Consider the following 13,983-nt stretch of genomic DNA (forward strand, 5'->3'; position numbering starts at 1 on the left):
TCGACGGCCCGATCCGCGGCCGTGAGCTGCCCATCGACCTGGAGCAGCTGCCCGACGATCTGCTGTTCCAGGTACACACCCAGGCCGCCGAGATTCTCAGCTCGCGCGTCGATGACGCGCTCCCGGGTGCCGTCCGGGACGCCTGCGCCGCGGCAGCTCCCTACGGCGCCCGCCCGGCGTCGGTGACCTTCCGCTTGTACGAGGGCACCAACGGCCAGCTCGCGTGGGATCCCACACGCGGCAATGCCACCTTCGCCGACGGCCGTACCCTTCCGGTCGACCTCGGCGACGACGAGGCCGGCATCATCAACACTGCTGAGGAATGGCGACAGTTTTGGATCCGCGACGCCCGTGACCGGATCCAGCAGGCTGCCCGCTGGCGCAGGCTGGGCCTGCCCCGCGAGTGGGCCTATGCAATGGACTGCGCCGCGCAGGCCCGGACGAACGCCCAGACCGTGCCGGAGTGTCTGCGCCCCTCTGTTGCTACTCCCGCTGACCGTATGGCCGTTGTTGCCTGTGTCGCGCACCAGCTTGAGTCTCATGCCCATCGGGGTGTGCTGTCCGGGTTCGCTGTTGTCGAGGTCAACGAGGGTTCGGGATGGGTCGGTGAAGGACAGGGCTCCAGCGTGGCGTGGCTGGCCGAGATCGCTGCGGACGTGGCCAAGCGCGGTCCGGTACGCGTTGTCAGCACCTCGTACGGCGATGTCCTGGCCTCCTACAGTGCCCCCGCCTCCTCCGGCGCCTGAGAGCCGAACTCTTCCTTCGCCGGACCGTTCTTCACGGCCCGCACCCCACCCTGGGGGTGCGGGCCGCCGCCGTATCCGGCCACCACCTCCGCGGACACCAGCCCGCTCAGCGACACCACCCCGTCCCCGGGCCCCGCACACGCTCACACCGGAGCAGCCGCAGACCCGCCCCTCCGGCCCGCGTACCTGCTCCGTGCCGGTTGCGCGGCTAACCCTCCGTCCCGTCACGGTTGATCCCGCCCGGCCGGACTCCCGAGTTTCCCTCCTCGCAGGGTCTGGCCTGGTAGTGCGCAGCCCGCTGCTGGCGGGCGTTGGCACGGCCCCCGAACCCGCCCCCCCGGGGCGTGTTCATCGACGGCCTCCTGCACCGCACCCCACCCCGTTTCTCTCGACGATCGTGGAGTGCACTCATGGCCGCCAAGCCATTGCTCACCCAGAACTCCCACATGCGAGCCCAGGGCATCTTCAACTGGACCCTGCCCGCCTGGGCCGTCCGCTTGCCCGACGGACGCACCATCAACGTCTGCCCCCAGGCAGGGGTCTGCGCCAAGTTCTGCTACGCCCTGGAAAACGCCTACCGCTACCCCAGCGTGCGCGCCGCGCACCTGCGCAATCTGCTCATGGTGCTGGAGACCCCGCTGGTGTGGAAGGAGCGGATGGCGGCCGAGCTGCGCCGCCCCCGCTACCAGGGCCGCCACATCCGTATCCACGATGCCGGGGACTTCTTCTCCGACGCCTACCTGGTCATGTGGCTGGACATCATGCGCGGCGCTCCGGAGGGGATCACCTTCTACGCCTACACCAAGGAGGTCTCGCGCTTCCGCCGCCTGGTCGAGCCGAATCCACCCCGCAACTTCAAGTGGGTCTACAGTCTCGGTGGCCGGGAGGATCAGCTGATCGACCTGGACCATGACCGGCACGCGGATGTTTTCCCTGACCAAGAGGCACTCGAGCATTCCGAGTACGCCTCCCAGGAGGCGTCCGACACCCTGGCCGTCCACGGCCCGCCCCGCGTTGGCATGGCGGCCAACCGCCGACGCGTGGGTCTGAGGGAGCACTCCTTCGGTCAGCTCCAGCGCATCCGGGATGCCCAACGCGCTGCCCGGCGTGGACACCAGGCGGCGCGTGCGGCACGCTCCACCGCCACCTGACACTCAGCCCGCCCGCCGCCTGGCCCCGGCCCCGCTCACCGCGGGGCCGGGTCGGCGTGCCCGCCCGCCTGCCCGATCGGCCGCTCCTGTACGGCCCGCACCGTCGCCGGTGCGGGCCGTCTGCGTTGCCCGGCCCGGCGGTTGCGGCCCTAACACCCCCTCCCGTCACCGTTCATGCCGCCGGCCGGAGCCCGCCCGTTCTCTCCCGCTCCGGCCCTGGCCACTTCCCGCCAGCCGGGCGCGCTCCCGGCCCCACACCACCACCGAAAGGCTCTGCCGTGACCACCTCCATCCAGCACTCGCCGGTCGTGACGGCCCGCATCGACACCGGCATCCCTGCTGCCGAGTCGCCCGCCACCGGTACGAGCGCCGTGTACACCGTGACCGTCTACATGAACCTCGCACTGCACAGCTTCTTCGGCTACGAGAGCGGCCACCGGGTCGCCGAGGTCACCACCGCCGACGGCGCACCGCTGCGGTTGACGTTCTCCGCCGCCACCCACGCCGACGCCGCCGAAGCCGCCGAAGCTGCTTTCGAGGTCGGCAATCGGCAGGGCAGCGACGACAGCGGGCAGAGCTGGCCCGAAGACGTCCGGTCGGTGTCCGTCGGTGACGTCCTGGCTGTCACCGGGCCCGACGGTACGACCGTGCACCTGAGCGTCGACTCGGTGGCCTTCTCCGAGATCGACCCGCCCCGCACGACGGTGCCGCTCGAAGGGACGAGCGCGACCTCGAGCGACCGCTGACCCCCCATCTCCGCTTCACTCACCCCGCGGACCGGTCCGGCCGGTCCGCACCGATCGAAAGGCACACCGTGCGCAACCTGCACACCCGCCGTCTGCCGCGTCACGTTCACGGCCTCCTGGTGGCAGCCGTCGTCCTCATGGGCCTGGCGATGGTGCTCACCGCTGTCAGCGCGGCGGACGATGACACCCCGCCGCGCTGCCCCGTCTCGCACTCCGGCTCCGTAGACCTCGTCCCCGCCGCCGGTCCCCGGCCGTGCGTGCTGTACGGCGCGGGCACCGGCATCGCCCCGGGCCACGACGGGCGGCAGCGCCACGGCGGCGGATCCGGCACGACGAAGAAGCCGACCGACCTCACCAAGAGGCCCTCCGGCTCCCAGAACAGGCCCGCAGCGCCCAAGGCCCCGGCGGCTCCGCCGAAGGTTCCCGCAGCCCCGAAGGCCCCGGCCGCGCCCCGCATCCGCTGACCCCAGCGGCCCGCCCGGCTCCCCCCTCCTCGCGGCCCCTGGCCGGTCCACCTGGACTGGCCAGGGGCCGCCGCCGTTCCCAGCGCGCCCCATGGGTGTGTCCCGCCCACGGCCGCACCGGTATCCCGCCCACCGGCACCGGCCCCACACCTCGTATCCCGCCCGCCGGCACCCCCCAACCCCGGGCCATCTCTGCACGGAACGCTAGCTTGCGGGCCTAACTCCCCCTCCCGTCAAGGTCGTTCTTGCCCGGTCGGAACGAAGTTCCCGGCCTCGCAACGGGGTTGGGGTCGGGCCGCGCCAGGCGAAGCAACCGTCACCCACTTTTGAGGGGAATGCTGGAGATGAACAAGGCGCAGCTCGTGGAAGCGATTGCCGACAAGGTCGGCGGCCGTCAGCAGGCCGTAGAGGCTGTCGACGCCGTACTGGACGCGATCGTCCGCGCGGTCGTCGCGGGCGACCGGGTCTCGGTCACCGGCTTCGGCTCGTTCGAGAAGATGGACCGTCCGGCCCGCTACGCCCGTAACCCGCAAAACGGGGAGCGTGTTCGGGTCAAGAAGACCTCCGTGCCCCGCTTCCGCGCGGGCCAGGGCTTTAAGGACCTGGTGAGCGGAGCGAAGAAGCTTCCGAAGAAGGGTGTCGCCGTCAAGAAGGCGCCCAAAGGCAGCGTGTCCGGCGGGGCTTCCACCACCAAGGCGACCGCCGGGAAGAAGACAGCGGCGAAGAAGGCGACCGCGAAGAAGGGGACCGCGAAGAAGTCCACTGCCAGGAAGGGCACGGCCGCGAAGAAGACCGCGGCCAAGAAGGAGGCGCCGACGCGCAGTCTGCCGCGATCGGCCTAACGGGCAAAGGCGGTCCGCCTGGCCCGGATGCTCACACCCGTACCACCACGACTACGGCAACGGCCCGTCCGCGCGGGGCGCGTGGACGGGCCGTTGCCGTACGCCTGCTGGAGACCGGCCGGGGCGGGCCCGCAGCCATTTCCCCGCCCCGGCCCGGCCCGGCCAGCGCGGCTTGCGGGGCTAACCCCGGCCCCGGGGCACGGTTGTTGCTGCCGGACCGCACTCCACGCGGTCGGCTCCAATGACGGCGCGCCAGGTGCGGCCCGGCCCCCGGCTCCCGGCTCTCGAGGTCGGCGAGAAGCCGCACCGCGCCGTCACGGACACCGGCGCCGATGCGCTTCATCGTCCCGGCCGCCTCCTCAGCGTCCGAGCAGCACTCCGCGCGCCGCGCGCCGCGCCCCGCCGTATCCGCACTCACCCACTGGAGAATTGCCCCGTGCCCGTTACTGCCCTGTCCGCCCCGCCCGCCCGACCGGCCGGATTCCCCCCGCCGTCCACCCCCCTGCGCTTTTGTCATGACGACCGCTACGAGCAGGCCGACGCAGGCGCCTGGCAGCGTGCTCCCGGGGGTGGCCCCGATGGACGGTGGGAGCCCCAGACCGGCAGTGAGGCTGGCTGGCTCGCTGACGACGATGTCCGGTACCTGCTGCAGCGCTCCGCCGTCCGCGGGGAGGTGGGCCACCGGTTCGTTCCGCGCCCGCCCGGCGCGTTCCTCCCCGGAGCGCGGATCGACAGCCCCTCGGGCCTGAAGCGCCTGGACTTCGGGCCCGCCCGGTCAGCCGCCCAGTACCTCATGGACCACCAGGAGAACCGGCTGGTGCCCCTGCCGGACCTGATCGCCCTCTACGACGAGAACGCCGCGTACGACTTCGCGGCAACGCTCCCCCTGGACGAGATGGCCGACGTGCTCGCCACCATCCTCGCCGAGCAGCAGCGGCCCCGGGTGTCCTACGAGGAGTCCGCGGGCCGGCTGTACGCCCGCTACGAACGCACCCTGGGCGCCGACGCCCCCGGCTACCGGTTCACCTTCGAGTGCCTGCACGTGTTCGTGCTGTCCACCGCCCCCGCCGGCGGGTAGCGAAGCACCCGCTTCCACCCACCGTGCCCCGGGCTCGTACCGACACCGCGTGTGTGTCGGGCCCGCCCCAGCCGACCCGTCGGCTGGGGCGGGCCTGCCGTGTTTCCCCACCGGCCGTGCCCCGGCCCGCAGCCCTGAAACAGCCAGCTGTCCCGCAAGGCCCCCGCCGCGCCGCAGATCCCCGCTGCGCCACGGCCCCGGATCTGAGTTCTGTCCGCCACACTCCGGCCCCCGGGCTGCCTGCCTACGCGCGGCTCCCGGGGCCCGCTGCCGTTTACCCGGGCCCGGCCGCTGCGGCGGTCCATCAGTGCCGGGGGTGGGGGAGCGGGGTGTTGCTGAGCTAACCCGGCCTCGGGTCAGCGTCGTGGTGCCGGGTTGCGCCTCTGCGGCGGCATGCCCCTCCCGCACCGTGTGCGCGGGGCCCGGCACCACGACCCGCTCCACTCCGTCCTGGGCTCGCGGTGCGGCTTTGTCCCGGGCTGTTCCGCGAGCCCGGCCACCCACGCCACTTACTTGGAGGCTCCATGCCCATCACCTACAGCACTGAGAGCACCGTCTTGCCGACCAGCGCCTCCGCGCTGCTGGACTGGGCTGCCGATCACGTGGACAACCTCGGCTTGTACGACGGCCGCGACGGCGGGCTCTACGGCCGCCGCCCAGGCGTCACCGAAACCCGCAAGCTGATCCCGAGCATGGTCGGCGCGCTCAACGTCGCGGGCGGTGATGGACGGCGCAGCAGCGCCCGCACCTACGACTACCCGGCCCTCTACGCCGCGCAGCGTCTCGCCCTGGACGTGCTGTCGGACTATCTCGCAGGCGGTGCGATGCCCCATGACCCCCGCTTCACCGACGACGAGCACCACCGGCGGTGGCTCGTGCACACGTGGGGGGAGCAGGAGGGCCGCACCGCTGACGAGGCAGCCGCAGCGTTCCGCCAGGCCGCTCGTCTGGCCGAGCGGGCGGTAGCTGCCGCGAGTCGCCCGGGTCGGCCGCCGCGCACGCTGTATCCGGTCACCACGGCCAGCTTGCTGGGATGGGCCGCCGCCCACCTGGAGGACGTGACCATGAGGCCCGGTGGCCTCACGCACGACCCGGACGGGTTCACCGACACCGCGCCTTGCACGCTTCTGCACGCATTGGACCGGGCGCAGCGGGCCGCGAAGCCGATACCGGCCGACGAGCGCGCGCACTGGCTGGCTTACGGCCAGTCCCGCACGCAGGCGCTGCGCCTGCTGGCCGATCACCTGGCGGGCGAGCCGGCCAAGGGTGACCCTGACGAGCCGGAATATGAGGTGGAGCGGCGTCGCCGCGCGATCGTCCTGGGGTGGGGCAACGAACCGGGGCGCAGCACCGGTGAAGCGATTGAGGCGCTGCGCGCGGCCGTGCCCTCCGTGGCCGACGACGCTGGTTGGTTGTGCGCCTTGGCACCCGGGGGGTCATAGTCCGTGCCGACCGGCCAACTACCCGGCACTCAACTCACCACCGAATCATACGAACGGAGACCACTGTGAGGCCCGCTGCTGCTGACTGGGTCCGTATGCATGTTCTGCCCGCCTTGTGGCGCGATGAGACCGAGGACTTGCGCACCTGTCTGTGTCAAGCCCCACCGTCGGACTGGCTCGGCGGGATCGAAGAGCCCGAGGCCCGCCTGTGGGACCGCGACGGCAGGCCAGTAGCCGAGGACCGCCGCCTCGTCGTGGTGTGGCTTGCTGACCGCACCTGCAAGCGTCGAGGTGAATCACCCTGGGCCCCCTCGTGACTGACCGGCTCTTTGCCTCTGCCCGGCCCGCGCCCACCGGCGCGGGCCGTCGCCGTACCCGGTGCTCCTGGCCGTACCCGGCCCGTGCCGTCCACGGTGCCGGGCCGGGCCGGGGCACCCCCTTTCGGCGGGTGGGGTGGTGCGGGGCTAACGCCGTCTCGGGCGAGGGTCGTTCTCGCCGGTCGTGCCGCGGTGGCCTTCCCGCCTCTCGCACCGCATGGTGGCCCGGCGCCCCGTCGACCTTTCCCAGACCACTCCGGAGAGCAACTATGGCGTTGTTGAACGACCAGGAGCAGAACTACACGTGCGTCAACCGGTGCGGCCGCACGGTGACAGACGAAGTGGGCCGTGACGAGAAGCAGGTGCGTTGCGCCTGGTGCACCGCGGCTTTCCACCAGGGGCGGACCCACTCGATCACGACGCCGTGGCCGCGCGGGAAGAGCCTCTGGGAGCAGTAAGCCCCCTGCATCTTCTGGGCCCGTCCTGTGCCGCTCGCGCGGCGCCGGGCGGGCCTTTCCGCTCCCCGGGGGCATACCGCTGTGCGCGGGTGGTGGGGGAATGGGTGTTGCGGGGCTAACCCTGCCCGGCCACAGGGTCGTTCCTGCCGGGCCGCCCCGGGCGGGCACCCCCTCCCCGCACCGCGGTGTGCGGCCCGGCACCCCCCTTCTTTCGCCTCACGAGAGGGCTTGTGCCATGCCTGAGATACTCCACCGCGCCCGCGCCGCCCTTACTACTGCCGAGGTCGACCGGCAGGTCCGCCGCCTGTACTACCTCGCCTACCGAGTGGAGCCGATCGGGCAGATGCTGGCGAACCCGCAGGCCAACGCCGCGACCGTGGCCTACGCGATGGCGCGTATTCCGCGTGCCTTGTCGGCGGCGCGGCGGCTGCTGGCCCTGCCCGGGGTCGCCGGCCACGAGGAGACCGCCTACGCACGCTCGTTGCTGAACGCGGCCGAGCAGCAGCTGAACGCCCCGACCACCCGGCTGCTGATCATCGCGAACGCCGCCCGGGAGGCTGCCGCCCAGGCTGATGCCGCCGACGACGATGTGCGAGTGGTGGTGTTCCGCGACATCGAGGAGCGGTGCCGCTACCTGGTCGACGCCGCCCGTGTGGAGCCGGTGCTCGCCCGCCGGGGCTGGTCTGGCCACGACCGGGCCGCCAGCGACCGCCTCCAGCAGTGGGCCGCACGATGGGGCCTTGGCGCCGACGACGACGGCCCTGCCCAGGAGGCCGGTGCCGTCCACCCCGAGGTGGACGCCGAGCTGGTCCGGCAGGCCGCCGAGCGTGCCGCGACCCGCGCTCGCTGCGCGGCCGGTATCCGCTGCACTGAGACCGGCTGCCTGACATACGGCGCCATCAAGGTCACCCTCCCCGGGGCGTGGCTGTGCGCCAGCTGCATCGCCGTGGTCAATGCCCGCCTGGCCGCCCGCGGTTACGCCCCGGACACCGTCCGGCCCCTCGAGGGCGGCATCCCCGACGACGCTCGCTACATCGTCACGCTGTACAACGCTTCCGGCCGCGGGGCCTGCACGATCGAGTGCGACACGCCGCAGCGCGCCCAGTTCATCGCCGAGACCGAGCGCCCGTTCAACAACACCGGCTACGAGATCGAGGTCCCCGCCCCGCCCCGTAACTAAGTGCCACGCGTCCCCGCCCTTTGGGGCCCGTCCCGCCCACGTTGGCGGGACGGGCCCCTTTTCGCGTCCTCGCCCCGACCGGTGCGTGCGCGGTTGTGCGGGTCATCGGCGTACGCAGGCGCCGTGCCCCGCCACGCCGCGCGTCCAGACCGAGCGGCGTGGCGTCGGCCGGTGCACCCGGCGGCCCGGCAACTGGACCGCCGTGCGCTAGCGGGTTGCTCGGCTTGCTGTGTCCGACAGCAGGGTGCATGCCTGCCGGGCCGGTGCCGGTCCGGTATCCAACTCGCCACCAAAGTAGGGGATGTGCCATGACCTCTCCGGTTCACCGCGCGCCGAGCGTCACCGCCCGCATCGATACCCTTGCGGCTGGGCCCGCCGAAACCGCCCAGGCCGCCGTCCCCGGCCCCGATTCCGCCGCCCGCCCTGCCGAGGTGATCGGGCACAGCGCCGACTCGGACGCCCCGGACATCACCATCGCGTGGAGCGAGCCGAGCGAGTACGACCAGGCCCGGGGCGTGGCCACCGCCGAGGTCACTGCCCGGTTCCCCGAGGCCGAGTTCGTCATCGCCCGCCTGGTGTGGTCCCAGGACGAGTCGACACCCGAGCGCGAGAGGTTCCAGGTCACCGGGCATGGGGCGATCGCCCCCGTCTACTTCCCCGAGGACACCGCCGCTGTCGCGCTCTGGGCACGTGGCTACCTCGGCGCGGCCGACGCTCTGGGCGGCTGGCCGGTCTTCGAAGCGCTGATCCGACGCCGGGAGGAGGAAGACGCCGCGTACTGGGACCAGCAGGCCGCCCGCAACCCGTACCTGTGAGGGCCGTCGCGGCCCCCAGGCATCCCAGAACCCCCGGCCCCGCCGGGGGTTCACCCATGCCCGGCCCAGTTGTCCGCCCGCCGACGGCCCTCGGCCGCCGCGCCCGCGCTTGCTGTCCGTTTCCCGCCCGCCCACCCTGCCCGTCCGCGTATCGGGTGGCGTGGCTAGCCCCCGTCCCGGCCACGGTGCGCCCCGGGCACGCCGGATGTGCCCGCCGCACCCGGTCGGCACGTGCACCGCGCACTCCACCCTCCGCCCGGGGCGGTCCCTGTCCCGGTGCCCACGGTCCCCTCCGGCCGCACCGACCGTGAACAACCCCGTGCACCTCCACCCAGGAAGGATGGCCCCCATGGCCACGCAGGAACCGGTCATCGAGCAAGCCCCATTCGGCGAGCACTTCGACTACCTCGCCGACCGGCCCGTGACCCCGTACGAACAGGACCGGCGCGAGCTGCTGGCGCGCTACGCACGATCCCTCCAGCAGCACGGGCACGAGATCACCAGCTACCTCATCCGGCCCGCAGGCTCCAAAGACCAGTTGGTGGTGGAGCTGTTCGACGCCACCGCCTCCCAACTCGTGGTCACCTGCGCCACGTTGCAGCGCGAGAACGGATGGGCAGCGGGCGTGTGGTACGCGATCGGCACGCTCGCCGATCTGGCCCGGTTCCTTCCCGCCCATACGCGCAACGTCCTCGTCCTGCCCGCCGAGCCGGACAGCGACCTCGACGGCCTGTGCGTCATCCGGTCGATCACGCCCGTCTGGCCCGCCGACGACAACGCCACCTTCACCAGCCACCAGGACCAGACCCGCCGCCTGCGCGAGCCGCTCTTCCACCCCAACGGCGAGCCCTCGCTCTGACGACGAGCACGCACCCACGCGGGCCCCCTCCCTGCCGCCACCGGCCGAGAGGCGGGCCCGCCGAACGTCCGGCCCTGCGCCGCCCGCTCTGCCGCCCCGCGCGCTCGGCGCTCGCCCGCTGTTCCCCCGCTGGGCGGGTCCCGTGGGGCGGAGCCGCCAAGCGACGGATCGGGAGTGTGCTCCCGCGCCCCGGGACAGCACGGCGCCCCGTCACATTCCCCCGTGCCTGCCTGCCCAGACTTCACGGGGCGCCGCCCAGCCGCAGAGCGGACTCGCGGCGCTGGTGAGGCTGCGGGCCGCCACGGTTGCGGCGCTAACCGCCTGCCCCGCGACCGTCCTCCCGGCCCCGCCACCAGGGGCCCGCGGCCCCGGCGGCCGTAGCCCCTAACGCCCACGGGAGGCAACCGAGATGAGCAACTTCGAGATCGTCAAGCGCCCCAGCGGCCAGCCCGCGCCCGCCGAGCCCATCCTGCTCGCCGAGGCGGCCAAAGCCGGGAGCGAGCCGCTGCGCACCTTCACCGGCGACGAGCAGCAGCCCGGCCCGGTCCTGGCCACCGTCACCGCGTCCGCCGCCACGGTGTGGGCCGCCGTCGACGCCTCCGTCACCGTGCCGATGGTGCGCGTGTACTGCACCGACGCGGACAGCCCCTACGCCCAAGCCGCCCGCGACACCCGCATCCAGCACACCGGCCAGCAGCTCACCGTCACCGTGCCTGCCGTGACCGCACCGCCGAGGACCGTCCGCCACAGGTCCAGCATGGGCGGCACGTACGTCTCCGGGTCGGGCAGCACCTACTCCTTCAGCTCTGTCGGCGACATGCACATCACCGACGGCATCACGTTCGGCTCGGTCAACGGCGCCACGTTCGTCTCCGGCGGCACGACCGTGAACGGCCACCAGGGCATCGAGATCGAACTGCTGCTGCCGCCCGGCTCCGGTCTGAAGACTGACACCGACTCCGGCAGCGTCCACACCTTCGGCCACCTGGCCGCCGCCAAGATCGACGCAACGGCCGGGTCGGTGCGCCTGGCCAGCGTGGGCCGCGCCGAGATCGAGGCAGCCGCCGGATCGGTGCGGATCGGCACCGTCACCGAGTGGACCGACATCGACACCGCCGCCGGATCAGTCACCGTCACCCACCACGCCGGCCACACCGCCCGCGTGCGCGCGGCGGGCGGGTCCGTCACTTTCACCATCGCCGCCGAAGCCACCGGCACCGTCGACGTCCGCTCCTCGGCCGGATCGGTCACCGTGCACGGCTCGCACCGGCAGGACATGACCATCACCGCCAAGGCGTCTGCCGGAACCGTCCGCCGCCCCTGACCGCCATGGGCGTTGCTCTGCGGAGATCCCCGCCGACCGCACCAGCCCGCACCAGTCCCCTGCCACCTCACCAGGCCCGCCCCGCCGCCACGTCCCGGCCGGGCGGGCCCGCCGCCGTTCCTCGCCGCCCGCGCGTTGCGTCGCTATCTCCGCCTCTGGCGCGCCGACGGCACCTGCACCCGGGCGCGGCAGCACCCCCTTCACAAGGCCCCGCAACTGACATACCCCCGCCTCGGCCCGCGCCCTTCAAGGGCGCGGGCCGAACGCAGGCCCGGCTCCAACCCTCCCCGCCGCCGCCCTTCTGCCCACCGTTGCGGTTGCGCGGGTAGCCCCGCGGCCGGCCATCGTCCTGCCCGGCCAGGCCACCAACGGCCAGGCCACCAATAACCCTTCGGGAAGGGAACCCACCGTGACCATCAGCAAGATCACCCGCTTCACCGGCACCCAGGACACCGACAGGGCCCAGGAGGAAGCCGACGGCGGCCCCGTGCTGGACGCAGCCGACCGCACGGAAGAGCGCAAGCTGGCCGAGCGTGCCGGACACCCGGCAACCGCCGAGGGCAGCGCCCCCGAGCACGCCGCCAACCACACGGTGCGCGCCGCCCTCGCGGACGCCGGGACCATCGTCAAGGCCCGCATCAGCGACACCTTCGACCCCGAAGACGATGACGCCGCCAGCGTGCGCGGCATCCTCGTTGCCCCCCGCACCGGCCACGACGGCCACGCCCAGGTGTGGTTCCTCGAAGGCGGCAAGCCGGAATGGACGCGTGACAGTGTCGGCCTGCGCAGCGTCGCGGACACGCTCCACGCCGCCGGGTGGATCGTGCGCCGTGGTGGCCGGGCCCTGGATATCGAGGCGACCGACCTGGTGTGGCGCGCGGACAACGCTCGCCGTACCGCGTGGGACATCTACCCCGCCGCCCACCACTTCCAGCCCGTCACCGGCGATGACGCCAGCACCGTGCACGGCTGGACGTTCACCACGCTCCAGGCAGGAGTCTCCCGGTACGGGTGGGCCGATGGCCAGGGCGGCATGTCCGGGCCGCTATGGGACACCCGCCAGCAGGCCGCCCGCGCCCTCACCAGCCGCAAGAAGCCCGCCCCGGCCGCAATCCCGGCGACCGTGCCGACCGCGCCGGAAACCGGGGCCCGCAAGTACCAGGGCCCAACCACCGTCCAGATCCAGGAGATTGCCGCGCTGCTCGTGGGAGAAGGCGTCACCCTCCCCCTGAACGTCCTCGCCACCGTCGCCGACCTGCGCGCCGAGACGCAAGACGCACGCGGCGGCAAGTCGGCCGCCTCCCAGTACCGGCAGTGCGCCCACCACCTGCGGCAGGCCGCCCAAACCCTCGCACGCGCCGACGACGACACCGACGAAGAACGGGCCGCCACCGCCGACATGGCAGGCGCCTACACCGAAGCCGCCGCCACCCATGCCCGCGAAGCCGACCTGGCCGCCATCTGACACAACCCGCCGCGCCCAAGGCACCAACGCCGTCCGCATCCTGCTGAACGGCGTCCGCCGGTCCACCTGCCAGCCCGGCTGCGACGCTCCTTCCTCGGCCGACTGCCGCCGCTGAACAACCGTGTGCGGCCCGCGCTGGCCACCCCGGCTCGTCTCGCTGCCCGGCCCCGCACGCACTACGCACCCCCCGGCCTTCTCGCCTACGGGCAGGGCCCGTCCCGCCACCTGCCGGGACGGGGCCTACGGGCAGGGCCCGTCCCGCCACCTGCCGGGACGGGCCCTGCCGCGTTCCCGAACCGGGACATCCACCAGACCTGGGCGTCCCAGCCCTGCGGGCACAGTTGCAACGCTTACCCCGCCATCCATGACATTCAGGTCGGCCGGGAACGCCCCGCACGGAAATCCCCTCACGTGCGCTGCGAGCGCCCGGCCCGGCCTCCGCCGCACGCGCGGCCCCGGCACCACTCAACACCCGACGGCGAACCCACCACCCGCCTGTGGTTTGTTCGCCGCTTAGAGGAAGGACCCGTAGTCTCATGCCCCTGTCGTCCTGGCTCCAGTCCCACCTGCCCGCCGCCGCGCCGTCGCCGTACACCTTCGAGTCGTTCGCTGACGAGGTGGCCCGCCTGATGAGTCTGCCCCCGGCCCTGCGCACTGAGGAGTTCGAGCTCAGCTCCGAGACTGATCATGTCTGGCTGCGATGGAAGTCCGACGTGGGCGGGGCGATCCTCGTGCTGGACCGGCCGCAGGGGGAGCGGCGCGAGGCCCTGGTCATCAAGATGTCGTGGTACGACTCGCCGGACCCGGCGGATATCGCCGCGATGGTGCGGGTGTATGAGCGGCGCGGCCGCGTCCGGTCGCTCCGGTCCCTGCTGGGTCGTGTACTGCGCTGTGCCTGAGTCCGTACTGCCTTGATCTCGCGGAAGCATCCGTGAGCTGCCCCCACCGATGCTTCTTGGGGCTCCTGCCCGCCGACTGGCGAGCAGGAGCCCCTTTTGCCCCTGCCCCTCCGGCCGCCTCCGCCCTCCCGCGCCCCGCGCCCTCGTTCGAGCGGGGTTGCTCGGCTAACCCTGCCTTGGACGACGGTGCGTTCAGC

General features: G+C 72.8%; 13 protein-coding genes and 1 pseudogene. All 14 read left to right on the forward strand.

Features of this window, described 5'->3' with window-relative positions; all coding sequences use genetic code 11:
- On the forward strand, positions 1–746 hold a 746-nt coding region (locus tag ACTWP8_RS33325; RefSeq protein ID WP_443325816.1), incomplete at its 5' end, for a hypothetical protein.
- 410 nt (positions 747–1,156) lie between these two features.
- A complete protein-coding gene (locus tag ACTWP8_RS33330; RefSeq protein WP_443325817.1) occupies positions 1,157–1,897 on the forward strand; it encodes a GP88 family protein in 741 nt (246 codons plus the stop codon).
- 278 nt (positions 1,898–2,175) lie between these two features.
- On the forward strand, positions 2,176–2,643 hold the full coding sequence (locus tag ACTWP8_RS33335; protein ID WP_443325818.1) for a hypothetical protein: 468 nt from the start codon (positions 2,176–2,178) through the stop codon (positions 2,641–2,643).
- 119 nt (positions 2,644–2,762) lie between these two features.
- Positions 2,763–3,107, forward strand: coding sequence for a hypothetical protein (locus tag ACTWP8_RS33340; protein ID WP_443325819.1), 345 nt, complete (start codon positions 2,763–2,765; stop codon positions 3,105–3,107).
- A gap of 344 nt (positions 3,108–3,451) precedes the next feature.
- Positions 3,452–3,925 (forward strand): annotated as a pseudogene (locus ACTWP8_RS33345) (HU family DNA-binding protein); the annotation flags it as partial.
- A gap of 460 nt (positions 3,926–4,385) precedes the next feature.
- The gene (locus ACTWP8_RS33350; protein ID WP_443325820.1) at positions 4,386–5,027 is read left to right on the forward strand and encodes a hypothetical protein; all 642 of its coding nucleotides are present in this window, start codon (positions 4,386–4,388) and stop codon (positions 5,025–5,027) included.
- Positions 5,028–5,551: 524 nt separating this feature from the next.
- Positions 5,552–6,469 (forward strand): DUF6197 family protein, encoded by a 918-nt coding sequence (locus ACTWP8_RS33355; RefSeq protein WP_443325821.1) that lies wholly within the window; start codon positions 5,552–5,554, stop codon positions 6,467–6,469.
- Positions 6,470–7,055: 586 nt separating this feature from the next.
- Positions 7,056–7,244: a hypothetical protein gene (locus tag ACTWP8_RS33360; protein WP_443325822.1), complete on the forward strand. Its 189-nt coding sequence runs from the start codon at positions 7,056–7,058 to the stop codon at positions 7,242–7,244.
- Positions 7,245–7,479: 235 nt separating this feature from the next.
- A complete protein-coding gene (locus ACTWP8_RS33365; RefSeq protein WP_443325823.1) occupies positions 7,480–8,424 on the forward strand; it encodes a hypothetical protein in 945 nt (314 codons plus the stop codon).
- A 308-nt stretch (positions 8,425–8,732) separates the two neighbouring features.
- Positions 8,733–9,239, forward strand: a complete 507-nt coding sequence (locus ACTWP8_RS33370) for a hypothetical protein (RefSeq protein WP_443325824.1) — start codon at positions 8,733–8,735, stop codon at positions 9,237–9,239.
- Between the two features lie 349 nt (positions 9,240–9,588).
- Complete coding sequence (locus tag ACTWP8_RS33375; RefSeq protein WP_443325825.1) at positions 9,589–10,098, forward strand: hypothetical protein; 510 nt, start codon at positions 9,589–9,591, stop codon at positions 10,096–10,098.
- A 409-nt stretch (positions 10,099–10,507) separates the two neighbouring features.
- Complete coding sequence (locus ACTWP8_RS33380) at positions 10,508–11,422, forward strand: DUF4097 family beta strand repeat-containing protein (RefSeq protein ID WP_443325826.1); 915 nt, start codon at positions 10,508–10,510, stop codon at positions 11,420–11,422.
- 409 nt (positions 11,423–11,831) lie between these two features.
- Complete coding sequence (locus ACTWP8_RS33385) at positions 11,832–12,887, forward strand: hypothetical protein (protein WP_443325827.1); 1,056 nt, start codon at positions 11,832–11,834, stop codon at positions 12,885–12,887.
- Between the two features lie 536 nt (positions 12,888–13,423).
- Positions 13,424–13,786, forward strand: a complete 363-nt coding sequence (locus ACTWP8_RS33390; protein ID WP_443325828.1) for a hypothetical protein — start codon at positions 13,424–13,426, stop codon at positions 13,784–13,786.
- Positions 13,787–13,983: the final 197 nt, after the last annotated feature.

Origin of the sequence: Streptomyces sp. 7N604 (assembly GCF_052245475.1) — a bacterium.
Lineage (GTDB): Bacteria > Actinomycetota > Actinomycetes > Streptomycetales > Streptomycetaceae > Streptomyces.